This window comes from Bradyrhizobium oligotrophicum S58, assembly GCF_000344805.1.
Classification (GTDB): domain Bacteria; phylum Pseudomonadota; class Alphaproteobacteria; order Rhizobiales; family Xanthobacteraceae; genus Bradyrhizobium; species Bradyrhizobium oligotrophicum.
On the sequence record NC_020453.1, the window covers coordinates 6061373 to 6081094 of the forward strand.

General features: G+C 65.0%; 16 protein-coding genes and 1 tRNA gene. 4 read left to right on the forward strand and 13 right to left on the reverse strand.

Translation table 11 applies throughout. The features are described 5' to 3' along the window. Window positions 1-31: 31 nt before the first annotated feature. Genes S58_RS26085 through S58_RS26100 form a run of 4 tightly spaced genes read right to left on the reverse strand, consistent with a single transcriptional unit; the run spans window position 32 to window position 4369 of the window. Complete coding sequence (locus S58_RS26085) at window positions 32-1012, reverse strand: ABC transporter permease (protein ID WP_015668390.1); 981 nt, start codon at window positions 1010-1012, stop codon at window positions 32-34. A gap of 5 nt (window positions 1013-1017) precedes the next feature. Further along, entirely contained in the window at window positions 1018-2007 is a 990-nt protein-coding gene (locus S58_RS26090; RefSeq protein WP_015668391.1) for an ABC transporter permease, read from the reverse strand. Next, the gene (locus S58_RS26095) at window positions 2004-3560 is read right to left on the reverse strand and encodes a sugar ABC transporter ATP-binding protein (protein WP_015668392.1); all 1557 of its coding nucleotides are present in this window, start codon (window positions 3558-3560) and stop codon (window positions 2004-2006) included. Before S58_RS26095 ends, S58_RS26090 begins: the two co-directional genes overlap by 4 nt. Next, window positions 3557-4369: a DeoR/GlpR family DNA-binding transcription regulator gene (locus S58_RS26100; protein ID WP_015668393.1), complete on the reverse strand. Its 813-nt coding sequence runs from the start codon at window positions 4367-4369 to the stop codon at window positions 3557-3559. Before S58_RS26100 ends, S58_RS26095 begins: the two co-directional genes overlap by 4 nt. A gap of 179 nt (window positions 4370-4548) precedes the next feature. Here S58_RS26100 and S58_RS26105 point away from each other — a divergent pair, with 179 nt between their 5' ends. Beyond that, window positions 4549-6645, forward strand: coding sequence for a bifunctional rhamnulose-1-phosphate aldolase/short-chain dehydrogenase (locus tag S58_RS26105; protein ID WP_015668394.1), 2097 nt, complete (start codon window positions 4549-4551; stop codon window positions 6643-6645). Window positions 6646-6669: 24 nt separating this feature from the next. After that, the gene (gene rhaI / locus S58_RS26110) at window positions 6670-7965 is read left to right on the forward strand and encodes an L-rhamnose catabolism isomerase (protein ID WP_015668395.1); all 1296 of its coding nucleotides are present in this window, start codon (window positions 6670-6672) and stop codon (window positions 7963-7965) included. Window positions 7966-8246: 281 nt separating this feature from the next. Here rhaI and S58_RS38075 read toward each other — a convergent pair. Next, window positions 8247-8351 (reverse strand) — tRNA-Gln (locus S58_RS38075). Between the two features lie 151 nt (window positions 8352-8502). Continuing rightward, window positions 8503-9828: an NAD(P)/FAD-dependent oxidoreductase gene (locus S58_RS26115; protein WP_015668396.1), complete on the reverse strand. Its 1326-nt coding sequence runs from the start codon at window positions 9826-9828 to the stop codon at window positions 8503-8505. 241 nt (window positions 9829-10069) lie between these two features. Here S58_RS26115 and S58_RS26120 point away from each other — a divergent pair, with 241 nt between their 5' ends. Beyond that, window positions 10070-10546 carry an Lrp/AsnC family transcriptional regulator gene (locus S58_RS26120; RefSeq protein ID WP_042340943.1) on the forward strand — a complete coding sequence of 159 codons (477 nt, stop codon included), beginning with the start codon at window positions 10070-10072 and terminating at the stop codon, window positions 10544-10546. Window positions 10547-10563: 17 nt separating this feature from the next. Here the strand turns inward: S58_RS26120 and S58_RS26125 are convergent, their stop codons facing one another. The 7 genes from S58_RS26125 to S58_RS26155 all read right to left on the reverse strand — a co-directional run bounded on the left by S58_RS26125 (window position 10564) and on the right by S58_RS26155 (window position 18875). After that, on the reverse strand, window positions 10564-12219 hold the full coding sequence (locus S58_RS26125; RefSeq protein WP_015668398.1) for an ABC transporter ATP-binding protein: 1656 nt from the start codon (window positions 12217-12219) through the stop codon (window positions 10564-10566). Then, window positions 12219-13073, reverse strand: coding sequence for an ABC transporter permease (locus S58_RS26130; protein WP_015668399.1), 855 nt, complete (start codon window positions 13071-13073; stop codon window positions 12219-12221). The genes S58_RS26125 and S58_RS26130 overlap by 1 nt, the downstream gene beginning before the upstream one ends. After that, window positions 13070-14020, reverse strand: coding sequence for an ABC transporter permease (locus S58_RS26135; RefSeq protein ID WP_015668400.1), 951 nt, complete (start codon window positions 14018-14020; stop codon window positions 13070-13072). Before S58_RS26135 ends, S58_RS26130 begins: the two co-directional genes overlap by 4 nt. 88 nt (window positions 14021-14108) lie before the next feature. Further along, the gene (locus tag S58_RS26140; RefSeq protein ID WP_015668401.1) at window positions 14109-15716 is read right to left on the reverse strand and encodes an ABC transporter substrate-binding protein; all 1608 of its coding nucleotides are present in this window, start codon (window positions 15714-15716) and stop codon (window positions 14109-14111) included. Between the two features lie 51 nt (window positions 15717-15767). Continuing rightward, on the reverse strand, window positions 15768-16487 hold the full coding sequence (locus tag S58_RS26145) for an HAD-IA family hydrolase (RefSeq protein WP_015668402.1): 720 nt from the start codon (window positions 16485-16487) through the stop codon (window positions 15768-15770). A 155-nt stretch (window positions 16488-16642) separates the two neighbouring features. Next, on the reverse strand, window positions 16643-18019 hold the full coding sequence (locus tag S58_RS26150; RefSeq protein WP_015668403.1) for an aspartate aminotransferase family protein: 1377 nt from the start codon (window positions 18017-18019) through the stop codon (window positions 16643-16645). Window positions 18020-18032: 13 nt separating this feature from the next. Then, entirely contained in the window at window positions 18033-18875 is an 843-nt protein-coding gene (locus tag S58_RS26155) for a GNAT family N-acetyltransferase (protein WP_015668404.1), read from the reverse strand. 169 nt (window positions 18876-19044) lie between these two features. On the opposite strand from S58_RS26155, the gene S58_RS26160 reads away from it, so the two are divergent. Continuing rightward, window positions 19045-19713 carry a haloacid dehalogenase type II gene (locus S58_RS26160; RefSeq protein ID WP_015668405.1) on the forward strand — a complete coding sequence of 223 codons (669 nt, stop codon included), beginning with the start codon at window positions 19045-19047 and terminating at the stop codon, window positions 19711-19713. The last annotated feature ends 9 nt before the right edge of the window (window positions 19714-19722 follow it).

Below are 19722 nucleotides of genomic sequence, written 5' to 3' on the forward strand. Positions count from 1 at the left end.
ACAATGCCGCTTCTTGCGGCTTATCACCCCATCAGCTCGCGACCTCGCGACGTCCGTGGAGAGAGCTTGCGATCAGCGTCGATGCGATCAGGACCGCACCGATGACGATGATGGTGGCGTCACCCTTGACCCCGGTCAGCGCCAGCCCGTTCTTCAACAGCTGGATCATGACGAGGCCGATGACCGTTCCCCAGATCGTCCCTACTCCGCCGAAAATACTGGTGCCGCCGAGGACCACGGCGGCGATGACATCGAGCTCGTAGCCGGTCCCCATGTCCGAACGCGTCGTGGTCACGCGCGACACCAGAACCCAGGCCGACACGCCCGCGGCCAGGCCCGACAGCGTGTAGATGATCAGCTTCGTCCGATCGACCGGCAGTCCGGAAAACCTTGCAGCGGTCTCGTTGTGGCCGATCGCATAGAGCGTACGGCCGAAGGTGGTGCGGTCCAGGACGATGCCGGCCGCGACGATGCCGGCCAGCAGAATCCAGAGCTGCATGGGAACGCCCAGCCATTCCCCCTGGCCTAAGAAGAAGAACCATTCGGGATAATTGCGCACCGAGCGCGCCTGACTGATGCCTTCAGCCAACCCGCGATACAGCGCCAGCGTGGCGATGGTCATGATCAGCGGCGGCACCCGGACACGGGTGATCATCAATCCGTTGACGAAGCCGGCCACGCCGCCGACGCCGACGGCAAAGACGACGGCCAGCGGCAAGGGAAAGCCGAGATTCTTCCAGGAATAGCCGAGGATGATCGCGCAGAGCCCGACGATCGATCCGACTGAGAGATCGATGCCGCCGGTGATGATGATGAACGTCATCGGCAGCGCGAGCAAACCGACCTCCGTCATCAGGCGGCCCTGGTTCAGAAGATTGTCGATCGTCAGAAAGTTCTCGTTGAACACGCAGAGGATTGCCAGCGCGACGGCGAGGATCGCCGCCAGCAACGTCTCGTGGCGAATGAGCCAGCGCGGCGCCGATGATCGGATTTCGGTTGCGAGCACCGCCATGGCGACTATCCCCCCACCTGACGGCGCCGCCGCCGCAGGATGTCGGCGATGACCGTGACCAGGATCAGCCCGCCCTGCACCGCGTGGATCCAGTACGGCGAGACATTGATGAACACCAGCGCGCTGGCGATCTCGGCAATCAGGATCGTCGCCAGGGTCGATCCAATGACGGTGCCGACACCGCCCAGGATGCTGACGCCGCCGACCACCGCAGCCGTGATCACCGTCAGTTCCAGATTCGGCGGCACGGTCGACTGGATCACCTTGAGCTGGGTCGCGAACAACAGCGTCGCGATCCCTGCGAACAACCCGTGCAGCGCGAACACCATCAGAACGGTGCGTCGGGGCGATACGCCGCACAGCCGCGCGGCTTCGGCATTGCCGCCGGTGGCATAGATCGCGCGTCCGCTGGCCGAGTAGCGCATCCACAGCGCGGCCAGGATCGTCGCGGTGACCATGATCAGCACCGGCATCGGCAGCAGCCCGAACAACTCGATATCGGCGAGATGGAAGGCCTGCGGCAGGTCGGTGATCCATCGGCCGCCGGTGACGCTGATCAGGCCGCCCTTGAGGATGGACAGCATCCCGAGCGTCACGACGATCGAGGGAATTCGAAGATAGGCGACGACGGCGCCCTGCAACGCCATGACGAGGACGCCGACCACGAGCGGCGTGAGCCAGACCAAGACCATCGGTACTCCCGCGACGGCGAGAGATCCGCTGATCGTAGCGAGAACACCGATGAGGGAGCCAACCGAAATATCGATGTTGCCTGATACGATCACCAGGGACATGCCGATCGCCGCGACCGCGACATAGGCATTGCCGAGCACGATGTCGGTCAGATTCCGCGTTGCCAGAAAGCGCGGATTATAGAGGCCGACCAGCACCGCGATGAGAACGATCGCGAACGACAGCAGCGCTTCCTGCGAGGCGAGCCAGCGCAGCGCGCGGCCGTCCCCGGATTGTGCCGGTGAGATCGCAAGCGTGCTCATGCCGCCCTCCCCGCATCAGCGCCCTGGCTTCCCATCATCGCGGCACCGACCGCTTCAGGTGTGGCGTCCGCGCGCGCAAACTCTGCGGCCAGTCGGCCTTCACGCATCACCAGCACGCGGTCGCTCATGCCGAGCACCTCCGGCAGCTCGCTGGAGATCATCAGGATGGCGAGGCCCTGCGCGGCGAGCTGACACATCAGGCGGTGGATCTCGGCTTTGGCGCCGACATCGATGCCACGCGTGGGCTCATCGAGGATGAGCAGCTTCGGCTCGTTGGCGAGCCACTTGCCGAGCACGATCTTCTGCTGATTGCCTCCGGACAAGCGGCCGACCACCTGCTCGACCGAACCTGTCCTGACGCGGAAGCGGTTGACGCCGGCCTCGGCCATGCGCGCTTCCGCTGCGGAGTCGATGAAGCCGAACCGCGCCACCCTGCCGAGACTGGCGAGAGAAAAATTCTCACGCACGGTCATGGGGCGGACAAGGCCCTGCATCGCGCGGTCTTCAGGCACATAGGCAATGCCGAGCGCCCGTGCGGCGGCGGGCGATCGGATCTCAACCGATCGCCCGGAGATCAGGATCTGGCCGGACTCCGCCGGCGTCGCGCCAAAGATCGTCTGCGCCAGCTCGCTCCGTCCGGAGCCGACGAGGCCGGCAAGGCCGACGATCTCGCCGGCGCGCACGGTGAGGCTGATGCCCTTGGTCAGGGGACGCCGCACCAGATCGCGCACTTCCAGCACCGGCGCGCCGATCGGCACGTCGACCTTGGGAAACAGGCTTTCGATCTGCCGGCCGACCATCATCTGCACCAGCTCCGCCGACGAGGTCTCCGCCACCTTGCGGGTGCCGACATGGGCGCCGTCGCGCAGCACCGTCACCCGGTCGGCAAGCTGGAAGATCTCGTCCATGCGGTGGCTGATATAGATGATGCCGACGCCGCGTGATTTCAGCCGTCGCACCAGATCGAACAGCCGCGTCACGTCGTATTCGGTCAACGCGGCCGTCGGCTCGTCCATGATCAGCAGCCTCGCATCCTGCGACAGCGCGCGCAGGATCTCGACGCGCTGGCGATTGCCGACGCTGAGCGAGCCGACGATCCGCCCGGGCGTGAGGTCGGTGATCTCTAGCGAGGCCAGCAGCGCCTCGGTCCTGGCCGCCATCGCCTTCCAGTCCAGCCATCCGCCACGGCGACGCGGCGCGTGTCCCATGAAGACGTTTTCGGCGACCGAGAGATCGCGGAACAACAGCAGTTCCTGATAGATCGTCGCGATGCCGGCGCGGCGCGCATCATCCGGAGACAGGAAGCGAAACGGCTGTCCGTCGACATTGATGGTGCCGGCGTCGGGCTGATAGACCCCGGAGATGATCTTGATCAGGGTGGACTTGCCGGCGCCGTTCTCACCGAGCAGCGCATGGACTTCGCCCGGCGCGACCTCGAACGAGACGTTGGACAGCGCACGGACGCCGGGGAAGAATTTCTCGATGCCCGACACGGCCAGCAGCGGTGGCGTCGCGCCGTCCTCTTGCACAACAGCGCTGCCTGCGTCGCTCATGCGGCCACCACCTCGTCAGGCGCATCAGACGCAATCATCACCTCGACGCCGGCGTCACTGAGCATGTCGAGCGCGTGCTTCGGCGCTTCTGCGTCCGTGATGAGGGTCGATATCCGTGACAGCGGGCAAACCACGAGGCTGCCGCGCGGCGTGAATTTGGAGCTGTCCGCCAGCACGACCAGTCTGTCGGCGCGCTTCATCAGCTTGGTCTCGGCGCGCGCGATCAAGGGATCGCCTTCGATGACGCCGAGCGGGCCGATCGAGATCGCGCTCATGAACATGCGCGAGGCTGAATAGTGCTGGATCGCATCTTCTTCGAAGGGCGACACGATCAGCTTCTGATCGCGGTAGACCTCGCCGCCGGGCAATGCGACCCGGCAACTCGACTCGTGGATCAAGGTCTCGGCCAGCGGATAGGAATTGGTGAGAACCTTGAGACGGCGCTCGCGCAGGAATTCGCCCATCTGAAACGTGGTGGTGCCGCCATTGATGATGATGGCGTCGCCGTCGCTGCACAGCGCCACCGCAGCGCGCGCGATCGCGCGCTTGGCCGCGACGTTGAGCGTCTTGCTGATCTCGAAGGAGCGGGTCGCCAGCGCCGGCGCGTCGCCTGCCGCTGTCGGCGGACCGGGCATCGCCTCCAATCCGCCGCGCACCCGGATCGCGGCGCCCATCTCGGCGAGCCGCGCAAAATCGCGCCTCGCGGAAGCCTCGGACGCACCGGTGGCACGACAGACATCGGCAATACGAACCAGCGGCTGCTGCTTCAGCATTGCCTTGATTAGTTGCCAGCGCTCGCGTTCGTGCACGGCCCTGTTTCCTCCCGACGCCCTAGCTAGTCATGAAGTTCGCGTGCGGTCAACGTGAAACCTCCAGTTTCATTCAAGATCAATCACGCTGCACAGCAACATCGATCACACGATGATTGACCATGATCGATTGCGATACTATCGTCCGCGTAATCAGAGAGATCAGGGAGGAGAGGGTCATGACCAAGGCTGCGGCCGAGCCGCTTCCCGATCTCTGGAATGATGCTCACGCGGCGGAGCTGGATGAGCCGGGGCTGCTGCTCTACCGCTCCAACCTGCTCGGCAGCGACCTTCGCATCACGAATTTCGGCGGCGGCAATACGTCGGCCAAGCTCGCGATGACCGATCCGTTGACGCAGCAGCCGGTCGACGTGCTCTGGGTCAAAGGCTCCGGCGGCGACCTGGGATCGATGAAGCGCGACGGCTTCTCCACGCTCTATCTCGACAAGCTGCTCGGCCTCAAACAGCTCTATCGCGGCGTCGCTCATGAAGACGAGATCGTGGCGCTGTTCAATCACTGCACCTTCAATCTCAACCCGCGCGCGACCTCCATCGACACGCCGCTGCACGGCTTCGTGCCGTACCGTCATGTCGATCATGTCCATGCCGACGCCGTCATCGCCATCGCCGCCTGTGCGAACGCAGAGGAGCTGACGAAAGAAGTGTTCGGCGGCGCGATCGGCTTTCTGCCCTGGCAGCGTCCCGGCTTCGACCTCGGCCTCAAGCTTGGCGCCATGGCGACCGAGCATCCCGAGTATGTCGGCGTCGTGCTCGGCGGCCATGGCCTGTTCACCTGGGGGCCGACATCGAAGGCGGCCTATCAGACGACGCTGCGCATCATCCAGCAAGCGGCCGACTGGCTCGCCGCGCACGAAAAGCAGCCCGCCTTCGGCGGCGCCGCCTGCGACGCCGCCACGCCCGATACGCGGCGCAAAATCGCAGCGGCGCTGATGCCGCTGATCCGCGGCAAGATCTCGCGCGGCGAGCGCAAGGTCGGGCATTTCACTGATGCGCCCGAGGTGCTCGACTTCGTCAATTCCCGCGCGCTGGATGAACTGGCGCCGCTCGGGACCTCCTGTCCCGATCATTTCCTGCGCACCAAGATCCGTCCGCTGGTGCTGCCTCATGCCGGCCATGTCGACGACGTCGACAAGATCGCCAATGCGCTGGACGCGCTGCTCGATGCCTATCGCGCCGACTATTCCGCCTACTATCAGCGCTGCAAGCGGCCGAATTCGCCCGCCATGCGCGATCCCAATGCGGTGATCTACCTGGTGCCCGGCGTCGGCATGTTCTCCTTCGCCAAGGACAAGGCGACGGCGCGCATCGCCTCAGAATTCTACATCAATGCCATCAACGTCATGCGCGGCGCGTCCGGCGTCAGCCGCTATGTCGGCCTGCCGGAACAGGAGGCGTTCGATATCGAGTACTGGCTGCTCGAAGAGGCCAAGCTGCAGCGCATGCCCCCGCCGAAATCGCTGGCCGGCAGGATTGCCTACATCACCGGTGGCGCCGGCGGGATCGGCGGCGCGACGGCGCTGCGGCTGCTCGACGAAGGCGCCTGCGTGGTGCTCGCCGACATCGACCAGGAAGCGCTCGACGCGCGCGTGCAGGCGATCGTGCAGCAATTCGGCCGCGACAGCGCGATCGGAATCCGGGTTGACGTGACCGACGAGGCCAGCGTCATCGCGAGCTTCGAGCACGCCATTCTCACCCATGGCGGCATCGACATCGTGGTCTCCAATGCCGGCATCGCCTCCGCCGCGCCGATCGAAGACACCAGCCTGGCGCTGTGGCAGAAGAACATGGATGTGCTTGCCACCGGCTATTTCCTGGTGGCGCGCGAGGCCTTCCGGCTGATGCAATCGCAGCAATGCGGCGGCGCGATCGTGTTCGTCGCCTCCAAGAACGGCCTCGCCGCTTCGGCCGGCGCGTCGGCTTATTGCGCAGCCAAGGCGTCGGAGATCCATCTGGCGCGCTGCCTTGCGCTGGAGGGCGCGCCGCATGGCATTCGAGTCAACACCGTCAATCCGGATGCGGTGCTGCGCGGCTCCAAGATCTGGGCCGGCGATTGGCGCCGGCAGCGCGCCGCCTCCAACAAGGTGTCGGAGGACGAGCTCGAGGAAGTCTACCGGCAGCGCTCGATGCTGAAGCTCCCTGTGCTGCCGGAGGACATCGCCGAGGGCGTCTATTTCTTTGCCAGCGATCTCTCGGCTAAGTCGACCGGCAACATCCTCAATGTCGATGCCGGCAACGCCCAGTCCTTCACGCGGTGAAACGCCGATCCTCGGGAGATGAGCATGACCGGCTTTGTCATCAGCGAGGATTTTCTGCAGAGTGAGAATGCCGCGCGAAGGACCGCGCTCGATGAGGATTACGCGGCGTTGTCGCGCGCGCTGGCGCGCCGCGGCATCGACAGCGAGGCGCTGACACGCAAGGTCATGGCTTTTGGCGTCGCCATTCCGACCTGGGGCGTCGGCACCGGCGGCACGCGCTTCGCGCGCTTTCCGGGCCCGGGCGAGCCACGCCATCTGTTCGACAAGCTGGAGGATTGCGCCACCATCCACCGCCTCTCCCGGGCGACGCCGACGCTGTCGCCGCACTTTCCGTGGGACACGACCAGCGACTACGCCGCCTTGCGCGAGGTCGCCACCGGCTACGGCCTCGCCTTCGACGCGGTGAACTCGAATACGTTTCAGGACCTGCCGAACCAGACGCATTCCTACAAGTTCGGCTCGCTCTCCCATGTCGATCGCGCCGTGCGCGCCCAGGCGATCGCGCACAATGTCGACTGCATCACCGTCGGGCAAAAGCTCGGCTCGAAGGCGCTCACGGTGTGGATCGGAGACGGCTCCAACTTCGCCGGCCAGTCGAACCTGACCCTGGCGTTCGATCGCTATCTCGAAGCGATGGCCGAGATCTACGCAGTGCTGCCTGCGGATTGGCGGGTGTTCCTCGAGCACAAGCTGTATGAGCCGGCGTTCTACTCGACGGTGATCTCCGATTGGGGCAGCAGCCTCGCGGCCGCGCAGGAACTCGGGCCGAAGGCGCAATGTCTGGTCGACCTCGGCCACCACGCGCCCAACGTCAACATCGAGCAGATCGTCGCCCGCCTGATCCGCTTCGGCAAGCTCGGCGGCTTCCACTTCAACGATTCGAAATATGGCGACGACGATCTCGACGCCGGCTCGGTTGAACCGTTCCGTCTGTTCCTGGTGTTCAACGAGCTGATCGACGCCGAGCTGCGCGGGGCAAAGGGTTTTGCGCCAGCCTACATGCTCGACCAGTCGCACAACGTCACCGACCCGATCGAGAGCCTGCTGCAATCCGCGATCGAACTGCAGCGCGCCTATGCCCAGGCGTTGATCGTCGACCGCGTCGGCTTGGCGGCCGCGCAAGCCGCCAACGACGCGCTCGGCGCCCATCTCGAACTCAAACGCGCCTTCACCACCGATGTGTCGCCGATCCTTGCAATGGCGAGACTGCGCGCCGGCGGCGCCATCGCGCCGATCGAGACCTATCGCGCCTCCGACTATCGCAAGCACAAGACCAGCGAGCGGCCGCCGGTGGCCGGGACCTCGGCCGGGATCGTATGATGGAAGCAGGCCAGAGCTTTGGATGACGTCTCCGAGATCATCGTCGGATCGGATCAAGCAACAAGAGCAATTTGGTGGTCGATCAGGCCGCGACCTATCGGCACACCGCACAAGGGAAAGGCTACGCCCGGCGCACAGCGCCTCGCATCCTCGCGGCAACACGCAAAATGCGAGGCCACGTTTTGGCCAACACAACGCAACCAGAATTTCCGAACGCCGCGTCCGGCACGTTTCCGAACAGCAAAATCGTGAAAATATAAGATACCGGCTTTGCAAGAACCTGGCTGGGGCGGGAGGGATCGAACCTCCGAATGGCGGAATCAAAATCCGCGTGGTCCGCTAGATAAGTCGACGCGCATTCAAGGCTTTCCAATAGCGCCACCCAAACAGACTGACCGACACGAGCCATGGGCGAGACGGCCGTAGCGCCTCAAACAGAAGTCCTTTCCACCCGTCGTCCGGCCCCCGGGTGGATCTGGTGACGCCAGCCGGGCTGATGCGGCTTCGAGCAGATGCCCGCACATCTGCATCCGGTCGTCAGAAGTCGGCGACCTTCGTCCCGCCACGCCGCGCGAAGCGTTCGGGAGCGTAGGGCTTGGCATCGACGATCGGGGTCGCGGCAGTGGCGAGATCGGCGATGAGGTGACCGGCACCCGGGCCGATGCCGAAGCCGTGCCCACTGAACCCCGCGGCGACGATCAGGCCGGGCAGCGCGCCCAGCTCGCCGATCACCGGCACGCCGTCCGGCGTGGAATCGATGTAGCCCGCCCAGGTCGCCGTGACCTGGCTCCGCTTCAACGCCGGCAGCAGCTCGATTGCGCGCGCATGGGTGAGGCGGATGGTCGCCTGATCCGGCTTCGGATCGAGGATGCGGGTGCATTCCATGGGCGTCGGCTCATCGAGCCGCCAGCGACCGAGCGTCTCATGGCCGGCGCGCAGGCCTTCCAGGCCGCCGGGCAGCAGATTGCGCCAACGCTTGACGAACATCGGCAGGAACTGCGGCGCGAAGCGCAGTTGCTGCAAGGTCGGATCGACACGCCCGCGTCCGCTGATTGCGAGTGTATGGCCACCATCGCCGCGCTTGGTGATCGAAACGCCGGCCGTGTGCAGCGCCGGCGGCAGCGGCGCGTTGGACGGCGACAGGGCGAGCGCTGAGGAACGGATGGACGCAATGGGAAGCGCGACGCCGATCTGATGGCAGAACGAGGACGCCCAGGCCCCAGCCGACAGCACGGCCAGCGGCGTGCGGATGGTGCCGCGCTCGGTGACCACCGCCGACAGCCGGCCAGCGCTGGTCTCGACGCCGCGCACGGCGCACATCTGATGCACCGTGCCGCCCTGCTTCATGATCGCGCGCGCCACGGCCGGCGCGGCATCGGCGGGGCTGGCGGTGCCGTCGGTCGGCGAGAACACGCCGCCCTTCCAGCTGCGTCCAGTGGCAGCGCCGCGCTCGCTGGCCTGCCGACTGTCCAGCATATGCGTAGTGATGCCGGCCGTCTTGGCGAATTCGCCCCAGCGCGCCCAGCCGGCGAGCTCCGCATCGTCATTGCTCAGATAGAACAAGCCACAGCGCGAGAAGCCGGTCGCCTCGCCGCTGTCGCTGGTGAAGCGCTCCCACAGATCGAGGCTGAGGGTCGCCATCGGCAGCTCGCGCGCGTCGCGGTTCTGCTGCCGGCACCAGCCCCAGTTGCGGCTCGACTGCTCGGCCCCGATCCTCCCCTTTTCGATCAGCGCCACCGCAAGCCCGCGCCGCGCCAAGTAGTAGGCGGCGAACACCCCGACGATGCCGCCGCCGATGACCACGGCATCTGCGTGCCCGGGCAGCGTTGGCGATGTTTCAACGTGCACCAGCGGGACGGGCATGCGGTCTCTCCGACGTTCGGCAGCATCAGGCTAGAACGGTATCGCGCGCGGGAGACGCCGGATTCGGCAGCCAGGCAGCATTTGATGCTACAAGCCACCAGGCCTTCGGCGTATTGTTTTGCATTGCCTAAATCAGCCTCATGCGGCCTCATTCTTGCTTTGGCGAAGTTCGTTTGGCACAACGGCAGAATTTTCTGCTGTAATGTGGACCGGACGCGTCGTCACTCGGGACCCCGGCTTCATGAAGCTCGATCGCATCGACATCAAGATCCTGCACGAACTGCAGAAGAACGGCCGCGTCACGAATGTGGAGCTCGCCGAGCTGGTCAACCTGTCGCCGAGCCCATGTCTGATGCGGGTGAAGAAGCTGCAGGCGGAAGGCTATATCGAGGGCTATTCGGCGCAAATCTGCGTCTCGAAGCTCGGCCAGACGCTGACCGTGTTCACCGAGGTCACCCTGAAGAACCATCGCCAGATCGACTTCGCCCGCTTCCTCGCCGCGGTGGAGAAGATCGACCAAGTGATCGAGTGTCACCTCGTCTCCGGCGGCTACGACTACATGATGAAGTTCGTCACCGCCGGGATCGGCGAGTATCAGACCATCATGGAGCGGCTGACCGACATGGACATCGGCATCGAGAAATATTTCAGCTTCGTCGTGCTGAAGTCGCCGATCGTCAAGCCCTATCTGCCACTGACCAGCCTGTTCGAGATGTAGGCTTCCGCCGGCGCCTGTCAGCGCTGACCATAGGCGCGGACCTGCTCGGGATCCTGGCGCAGATTGTCGAGCCATGCCGGATCGAGCTTCGGCACCGAAGATAGCAGCAGCTGCGTGTAGGGATGCTCCGGCTTCGCCATGGCCTCGGGCGTGATCTGCTCGATCTTGCGGCCGCGATACATCACGACGATGTCGTCGCAGATCGCCTCGACCACCGACAGATCGTGGCTGATGAAGACATAAGCAAGATCGAGCTCGCGCTGCAACTCCTTGAGCAGATCGATGACCGCCGCGGCGACGACGCTGTCGAGCGCCGAGGTGATCTCGTCGCACACGATCAGCTTCGGATCGGCGGCCAGCGCGCGCGCGAAGTTGACGCGCTGCTTTTGACCGCCGGACAGCTCGGCCGGCCGGCGCAGCCGCAAGCTTCGCGGCAGCTTCACCATGTCGAGCAACTGATCGATGCGGGCGCTTCGCGGCTTGCGCGACATGTCGTGATAGAATGTCAACGGCCGGGCCAGAATGTCTTCGACCGTATGCGCCGGATTGAGCGCCGTGTCGGCATGCTGGAACACGATCTGCACTTGGCGCAGCTGGTCCCGGCTGCGATGTCGCGCGCTGAGCCGGAGCTCGCGCCCGTCGAACACGACGCCTCCCGCAAACGGTGGCAGGATGCCGGCGATGGCGCGAGCCAGCGTCGATTTTCCGCACCCAGATTCGCCGATGATGCCGAGATTGCGACCGCGCGCCACGCGCAGGCTGACATTCTCGACAGCCACGATCGCAGGCCTGCCGTCCGAGCGCGGCGGACCATAGCCGACCGACACCTCGTGAACCTCGAGCAGCGCCTCGGCTGTGGCCGAAGACGCGTCACGGCGCGGCTCATGATCCGGCGCGACGGCCGCCAGCAGCTGCCGCGTATAGGGATGCTGCGCGCGGTCGAGAATGTCGGCTGTCATGCCGCTCTCCTGCACCTCGCCATTCCTGAGCACGACGATGCGGTCGGCGATCTGGGCGACGACGGCGAGATCATGCGACACGTAGATGCCGGCGATGCGGTGTGCCGATATGACCGATTTGAAAGCCCGGAGCACCTCGACCTGGGTGGTGACGTCGAGCGCCGTGGTCGGCTCGTCGAAGATGAGCACCTTGGGGCTTGCGATCAGCGCCATCGCGGCGGCGAGCCGCTGCAGCTGGCCGCCAGACACCTGGTGCGGATAGCGATGTCCTATCGTCTCCGGATTGGGGAGTGACAGCGCGCGAAACAGCGCGACAGCCCTGGTGCGCGCCTCCTCCAACGGCATCACGGCATGTATGCGTACGACCTCGATCACCTGCTCCATGATCCGGATCGCCGGATTGAACGCCGCGGCCGCGCTCTGCGGCACATAGGCGATCTTGGCGCCGCGCACGGCCGCCTTGTCCTTCTCAGACAGCGCCACCATGTCGACGCCGTCGAACATGACCGAGCCGCCGACGATCTTGCAGCCGGCCCGCGCATGGCCCATCAGGCTCATCGCGATGGTGGTCTTGCCGGACCCGCTCTCGCCGATCAGCGCGACGATCTCTCCTTCGACGATGTCGAGGTCGACGCCCCTGATGATCTCGATCGTGCGGCCAGAATCGGTGGTCGCCTCGACGCGAAGATCGCGGATCTGGACCAGGCTCGTCATTACAACGCCTCCCGGTCGCGGATCTTTGTCGGCAAATTGTCGATCAACAGATTCACCGCGATCGTCAGGCTCGCGATCGCCAATGATGGAAAGATCACCGCCGGCGCAGCGTAGGGCAAACCGCCGATGTTCTCACGCACCAGCGCGCCCCAATCAGCATAAGGCGGCCTCACGCCCAGGCCGAGGAACGACATTCCGGAGAGCAGCAGCACGATGAACACGAAGCGCAAGCCCAGATCGACCAGCACCGGACCGAGGATGTTGGGCAGGATTTCCGCTCGGATCAGATACAACAAGCTCTCACCGCGGATGCGCGCCACCACGACGAAATCCATGGTGTTGATATTGACCGCCAGCGCGCGGGCGAAGCGATAGGCGCCAGGAATATAGATCACGGCCATGGTCACGATGAGAACGGGAATCGAGGAGCCGACAGCGGCGACGACGACGAGGCTGAACAGCTTGCTCGGGATAGAGCTGAGCGCATCGAGCAGCCGACTCAGCACCATGTCGACGATACCGCCCGTGATCGCGGCGATCATGCCGAGCATGACGCCAGAAGCGCCGGCGATGATCACGGACGCCACGGAAATGCCGAGCGTGTAGCGCGCGCCCATCAGGATGCGCGAGGTCATGTCGCGGCCGAGATAGTCGGAGCCCAGCCACAGCGCGCGGCTCATCGGACCGAAATAGTCGGTGTCGACGATGTCGCCGATCGGATGCGGGACGATATAGGGCGCGGCCACCGCAACCGCGATCCAGAACATCACGATCAGCGCACCGGTCACGCCAACCGCATTGATGCGGTAGCCGATCAGAGACTTGCGGCTGGGAGATGTCGTGGCGCTCGTCATCGCAGCCTCGGATTGGACAGGATGGCGATGATGTCGGCCGTAGTGGTCAGCAGCAGGAAGCCGAAACAGAAGATGATGGCGCAGCTCTGGATCAGCGGCAGGTCGCGGGTCGAGACCGCATCGACCATCAGCTTGGCGACACCGGGATAGTTGAAGATGGTCTCGACGATGATGACGCCGCCCAGGAGATAGGACAGTGACAGCGCGACCGCGTTGACAATCGGCCCGAGCGCATTAGGCAGCGCGTGACGCAGCACGACCCGGCCGCGCGAGGCGCCCTTCAGCAGCGCCATTTCGACGTAAGGCGTGTTCAGCGTTTCGACCACAGCCGCCCGGCTCATCCGGATCATCTGCGCCGAGATCACGATGGTGAGCGTGACGACCGGCATGGCATAGGCACGGGCGAAATCATAGGCGGTGCGGATCTCGCTGGTGAAGGACACGGCAGGAAGCCAGTTGAGATAGACCGCGAACAGCAGCACTGCGAGCGTCGCGATCATGAACTCCGGCACCGACACGACGCCAATGATCGCGATGGTGAGACAGCGGTCATACAAGGTGTTGCGCAGCATCGCCGCGGTGATGCCGAGCGTCAGCGCCAGCGGCACCGCAATGATCGCGGTGAGGCCGGCGAGCTTGAGGGTGTTGACGAGGCGCCCGGCGATCAGCTTCGCCACCGGCATGTTGTTGGCATAGGAGAGTCCGAGATCGCCATGCGCTACGCCGGCGAGCCAGCGCAGGAAGCGAAAGATCGCGGGATCGTCGAGGTGCATCGCCTTGCGCAGGCCCTCGACCGCCTCCGGCGTCGCCGCCTGCCCAAGCAGGATCGTGGCAGTATCGCCGGGCAGCATGGCGGTGGCGAAGAAGACGGCGAATGAAACAATGATCGCGGTGACCAGCGCGATGGCCAGCCGGGACAGGACGAGTGATGCGATCCGATGTTTCAAACTGTGCGCCCGCGAGCCTGATCAGAGGATGATGGTCGTAGCCGCAGCGCCGGTCTCACTGACAGGCGCTACCCGCCTCCGACGGCATTCACGAATCGAGCCAGACATATTCAGCGAAGGCATAACCCATCATGCCGCCGAGCGGGCTCGGCTCCAAGCCTTTCAGCTTGGACGAGGTGGCATCGATGTTGGAGATGTAGGCCGGAACGATGGTGCCCGCCTCCTCCGCGATCATCACCTGCATCTCGGCATACATCTGCTTACGCTTGGCCTGGTCGAGCAGGCCGCGCGCCTCAAGCATCATCTTGTCGAACTTCTCGGACTTGTAGCGGCTCTCGTTCCAGGGCGCCTCGGAGGCGTAGAGCAGCGAGAACAGGATGTCCGGCGTCGGGCGCGGATTGATGTTGCCGAAATGGACCGGTGCCTTCAGCCAGTAATTGTCCCAATAGCCGTCCGACGGAACGCGCTGCACGTCCAGCGTCAGGCCGATCGCGGCCGCCGAGGCCTGGATCACCATGGCCATCTCGATCGCGGAATTAGCGGCCTCGGAGGTCACCACCGGAATCGAGGTGCCGAGCACACCGGCCTTCTGGAACAGCGACTTCGCCTTGTCCGGATCGAACGGCTTCGGCTTGAGGTCGGAGTTGTGGAAAAAGTTCGCCGGGGACACCGGCTGGTCGTTGCCGACGACGCCGAAGCCGCGCAGCACCGATTTGACGATCTGCTCGCGGTTCACCAGGTGCTTCATGCCGTCGATGAAGTCCTTCTTGTTGCCCGGCGCCATGTCGAGGCGGATGTTGAGGTCGGTGTAGTTCCCGGTCGTCGACTTCGACAGCGCGATCCCCTCCTTCCCCTCGATCAGCCGGAGCGAGCGCGGATTGATACTGGCCGCCAGCTGGATGTCGCCGGACAGCAGCGCGTTGACGCGCGCATTCTCCTCGGTGATCGCGATGAACTCGATCTGGTCTAGGTAAGGGCCATCCTTGAAATAGTTCTTGTTGCGCATCCCGATCGAGCGGACGCCGGGCTCGAACGCTTCGCGGACGAAGGCGCCGGTGCCGTTGCCCTGGGAGAAATCGGTGGTGCCGTCGGCGACGATCATGAAGTGATGCAGCGCGAGGATCATCGGCAGGTCGGCGTTCGGGCTCGCCAGGGTGATCTCGACGGTGGTCTTGTCGACTGCCTTGAAGCCGGTCATCTGCGCCGCGATCTTGGCGACCTTGGAGCCGGTGGCCTTGTCCAGATGTCGCTTCAGCGAGAACACGACGTCATCGGCTGTCAGCGGCTTGCCGTCGTGGAAGGTGACGCCTTTCTTTAGCTTCACGGTCCAGGTCTGCGCGTCCTGGGACTCGATCGACTCCGCAAGTTCCATCTGCGCCGCGCCGCTCTTGTCCAGCGTCGTCAGCCGATTGTAGAACGAGCAGCACCGCACGTAATCGGTCGAGAACGACGCCTTGGCCGGATCGAGCGTATCGGCCGTCGAGGTCGACCAGCCCGCGGCCTTGATCGCGCCGCCCTTCTTCGGGGAGGCCGCGAATGCGCGCTCGGCGCGACCGAGGATGGTGCTGCCGGCAGCGAGCGCGGCGCCATTGGCAACCATCATCTTCAGGAGATCCCGGCGTGACGCGCCGCGCCGGATCGCCGCCTCGACCCGCCCATCATCATCAGCCGTCCAGTTGGTGATCTCGTGGCTCATGTCATCCGTCCCCTGTTCGCGATCCGGCAGAATGAAGTCGTCAGTGGCTCGTCATGTCGCAGGAACGTGGTTTACCGCGTCGGCCAGTTCGGCCATCGAATGGAAGTGGAAATCAGGCTTGGTGAACGAAGCGGGCTCAATCGTGCCGCCATAGCCCTGCTTGTCGTGGCGCCGCTCGATCCAGCAATTGGTGATGCCGAGCTGACGGGAGATGCCGATGTCGTGGTACTGGCTCTGAGCGACGTGCAGGATCTCAGACCTGCTGCCGCCGTCACGTTCGACGAACTCGAACACCTGCGTGAAGAAGGCCGGATCCGGCTTCTCCGCCCCGGTATCGTCGACCGTGAAGGTCGCATAGAACGGCGAGCCGAGTTCGCGCTCGAAATGATCCAGCGCCCAGCGCCGCGCATTGGTCATCGCGATCAGCTTGTAGCGCCTGGCGAGGCGAGCCATCGCCGCGGCGCTGTCGGGAAAGGCTTTCCAACGCGCGGCTGAATCGCGGAAACGTTCGCCGAGCGCGGCCTGCCTGGGCAGGCCGAGTGGCGGCGCGATGATGTCATAGACTCGGACGAGATCATCGGGAAAGCGATCGGCATCGGCGGCATAGCGTGCAGCGCGGTAGAGGCTGAGCGCCTGCTCGCCGTCGATCGCCGTGCTCGCTTCCGCCGCGATCTCGCCGAGGCTCGTGATGATCCCGCCCTCGAAGTCGATCAGCGTGCCGACCACGTCGAATGTCAGGTATCTGAATTGGGCGAGATCGAGCTTGGTCATTCTTTGAGGCCTTCCTCGTCGTCGATCCTAGTGTGAAGCCGGGTTCCGGCGAAAACGTCCGAATTACCGGGACCCGACGGCAGAAAATTGCGAATAGGAGCAGGTGTCGACATATCGGCGTTGCTGCACACGCAGCGATCTGCTCCTGCCCGCTTTCACGCCATGGCCTGGCGAACGTCCGGGTCCGCCAGGGTCTGGTCGAGCGTCCGCGCGGTCCGCTCGATGATGTCGTCGATCTCGATTTCGCTGCAGCACAGCGGCGGGGCGTAGCCGAGCACTCCCGTCGGGAAGGCGCGGATGACGAGACCGTTGGCCCAGGCGCGATCGAAGATACGGCGCGACGGCTCGGCGCTGGCCGGCAGCGGCGTCTTCTTCTCCTTGTCGGTCACGAGCTCGATCGCCGCCAGCAGGCCGCGGCCGCGGACCTCGCCGACCAGCGGATGATCCTGCAGCGCACGCAGGCCAGCCATCAGCCGGGCGCCGGCGCGTCGGCCGTTCTCGAGGAGGCCATTCTCATAGAGATCCAGCACGGCAAGGCCGACGGCGGCGCTCACCGGGTGCGCCGAATAGGTATAGCCATGCCCTACGGCGGAGGCGCCGGCGCCATCGGCAATGACGCCATAGACGTGATCGGACATCAGCACCGCGCCCATCGGGACGTAGCCCGAGGTCAGGCCCTTGGCCACTGTCATCAGGTCCGGGACGATGTCGTCGTCAGTACATGCGAACAGCGGACCGGTGCGGCCGAAGCCGGTGATCACCTCGTCGGCGACGAACAGGATGCCGTACTGCCGGCAGCGCTCGCGCATCGCCTTCATCCAGCCATCGGGCGGCACCAGCACGCCGCCGGAGCCCTGGATCGGCTCGGCATAGAACGCCGCCACCCGCTCGGGACCACCGACCTCGGCGATCTTGGCCTGGAGCGCCGCGAGCGACGCCGCGATGATCGCCTCGGGATCGCTGCCGACCGGGTTGCGGTAGGGATAATGCGACGGAATCTTGTGCTGCCAGTTGAGGGGCACGCCAAAGTTGGCGTGGAAGGCGGGCAGCGCCGTGAGGCCTGCGCCGACCGTCGAGGAGCCATGATAGCCCTGCTGCAGGGTGATGAACTGATCACGCTGCGGCTGGCCCCTCGCGTGCCAATAATAGTGAATGAAGCGCACCGTGCTGTCGACCGCGTCCGAGCCACCCAGCGTGAAATAGACATGGTTGAGATCGCCCGGCGCACGCTCGGCCAGCGCAGCCGCCAACCGAATTGCGGGCTCCGAAGCAAGGCTGAAATAGCCGGTGGCATAAGGCAGCTGGCGCATCTGGCGCGCCGCCGCCTCGACGATGCTCTCGTGGCCATAGCCGGCGTTGACGCACCACAGGCCGGCGAAGCCGTCGACCAGATGATGACCGGAGGCATCGGTGACGATCGCTCCCTTGGCCGACGCGAGGACCCGCGCGCCCGCGGCCTCGTGTCCGCGATAGGAGGCGACCGGATGCACCAGGTGGGCGCGATCGAGTTCGATGAGCGAGTTGCTGAGCATGATGATCTCCGGTTCAGCCGAACGCCTGGCTGGCCAAGGCAAATAAAGTCGGGGAGCGGCGCCTCGTGTCGGCAGCGGCCGGCCTGTGCATGACGATGCCGCCACCGACGTGATCGAGGCCCAGGCTCGTCAGCCACGGCGCAAGCCCGCTGTCGATGCCGGTATCGACGCGGATGAATTCGCCCACGCGCCCGGCGAGACATTGCGCGATCAGCGCCTTCGCGTCGTCGATGTTGAAAGCGACAACGGGGCCGATCACGAGACCACGGCCGAAGCGGCGCTGCCCGGCGAAACCTGCCGCCCGGCCCTGCCGCTCCAGCACCGCGAACGCGCCGACGGATGCGATATGGGCGATCAGCTCGCGGCGATCCGCACCGAAGGCAGCGATGTCGAGCGCGATGATGACGGCGATGTCAGCGGGCGTGGCAGCACGCATGGCCTCATGCGGCGCGACAGCTTCCGCGAGATGCCCCTGATGCTGCGCGATCTCGCCGTGGCGACGGAAGCCGAGCTTCTCATACAAAGGCAGTCCATCTTCTGTCGCGACGAGCTGCAGCCGGCGGCCGCCGGCGAGCGTCGTCGCCTGCTGCATCAGACGCCGGCCCAGCCCCCGGCCCCGCTCGGCCGCATCGACGATGACCATGTTGATGGTGCCGGCATCGTCGCCATAAGGCGTCATGAGCACGGTGCCGATGACGCGGCCGTCGGCGGCGAGAGCGACGCAGCCTTTGCTCAACGCGAGCGCCATCTGCCAGTCCTCGCGGCGATGCGGCCAGTCCGCCTGTTGCGACAGCTGCGTCGCAGCCTCCAAGTGATCCCCGCTGAAAGCGACGAGGCTCGCGGCGTCGGACATCATGTCATGCACTCCGGTTTCAGCAGGAGTCTGGGCGAGCCGCGCCCGGCAGATCGTCTGAAGGTCATGACGCCGGCGATATCTTCAGCCGCCGAACCGGGGCAAAGCCGCATCTTATGCTGGCCTACCGGCCTATCATCTGAGGCCGAGACCACGACCGGCATGAGGACCCATGAGCCGCTTTCGTTCGAAATACGTGACCTTCGACTGCTACGGCACGCTGACCAATTTCGAGATGGCGGAAGCCGCGCGCGATCTCTACAGCGCGACGCTCTCCGAGCCGGCGATGACGGAGTTCGTGAAGGTCTTCTCCGCCTACCGCCTCGACGAGGTCCTCGGCGCGTGGAAGCCCTATGCCGAGGTCGTCAGCAACGCACTGGCGCGCAGCTGCCGCAGGATCGGCATCGCCTTCAAGCCCGAAGATGCCGAGATGGTGTATCAGCGCGTGCCGACCTGGGGTCCGCATCCCGATGTGCCGGCGGGCCTCGCCAAGGTGGCGAAGGAGATTCCGCTGGTCATTCTCTCCAACGCCATGAACGTGCAGATCCCCTCGAACGTCGCCAAGCTCGGCGCGCCGTTCCATGCCGTGTTCACCGCCGAGCAGGCGCAGTCCTACAAGCCGCGGATGCGCGGCTTCGAATACATGTTCGACATGCTCGGCTGCGGCCCGGAGGACATCACGCACTGCTCCTCGTCGTTCCGCTACGATCTGATGACGGCGCACGACCTCGGCATCAAGAGCAAGGTCTGGGTCAATCGCGGCCATGAGCCGGCGAATCCGTATTACGGCTACACCGAGATCAAGGATATCTCCGGGCTGCCCGGCGTGTTCGGTCTCTGAGCAGAGTGC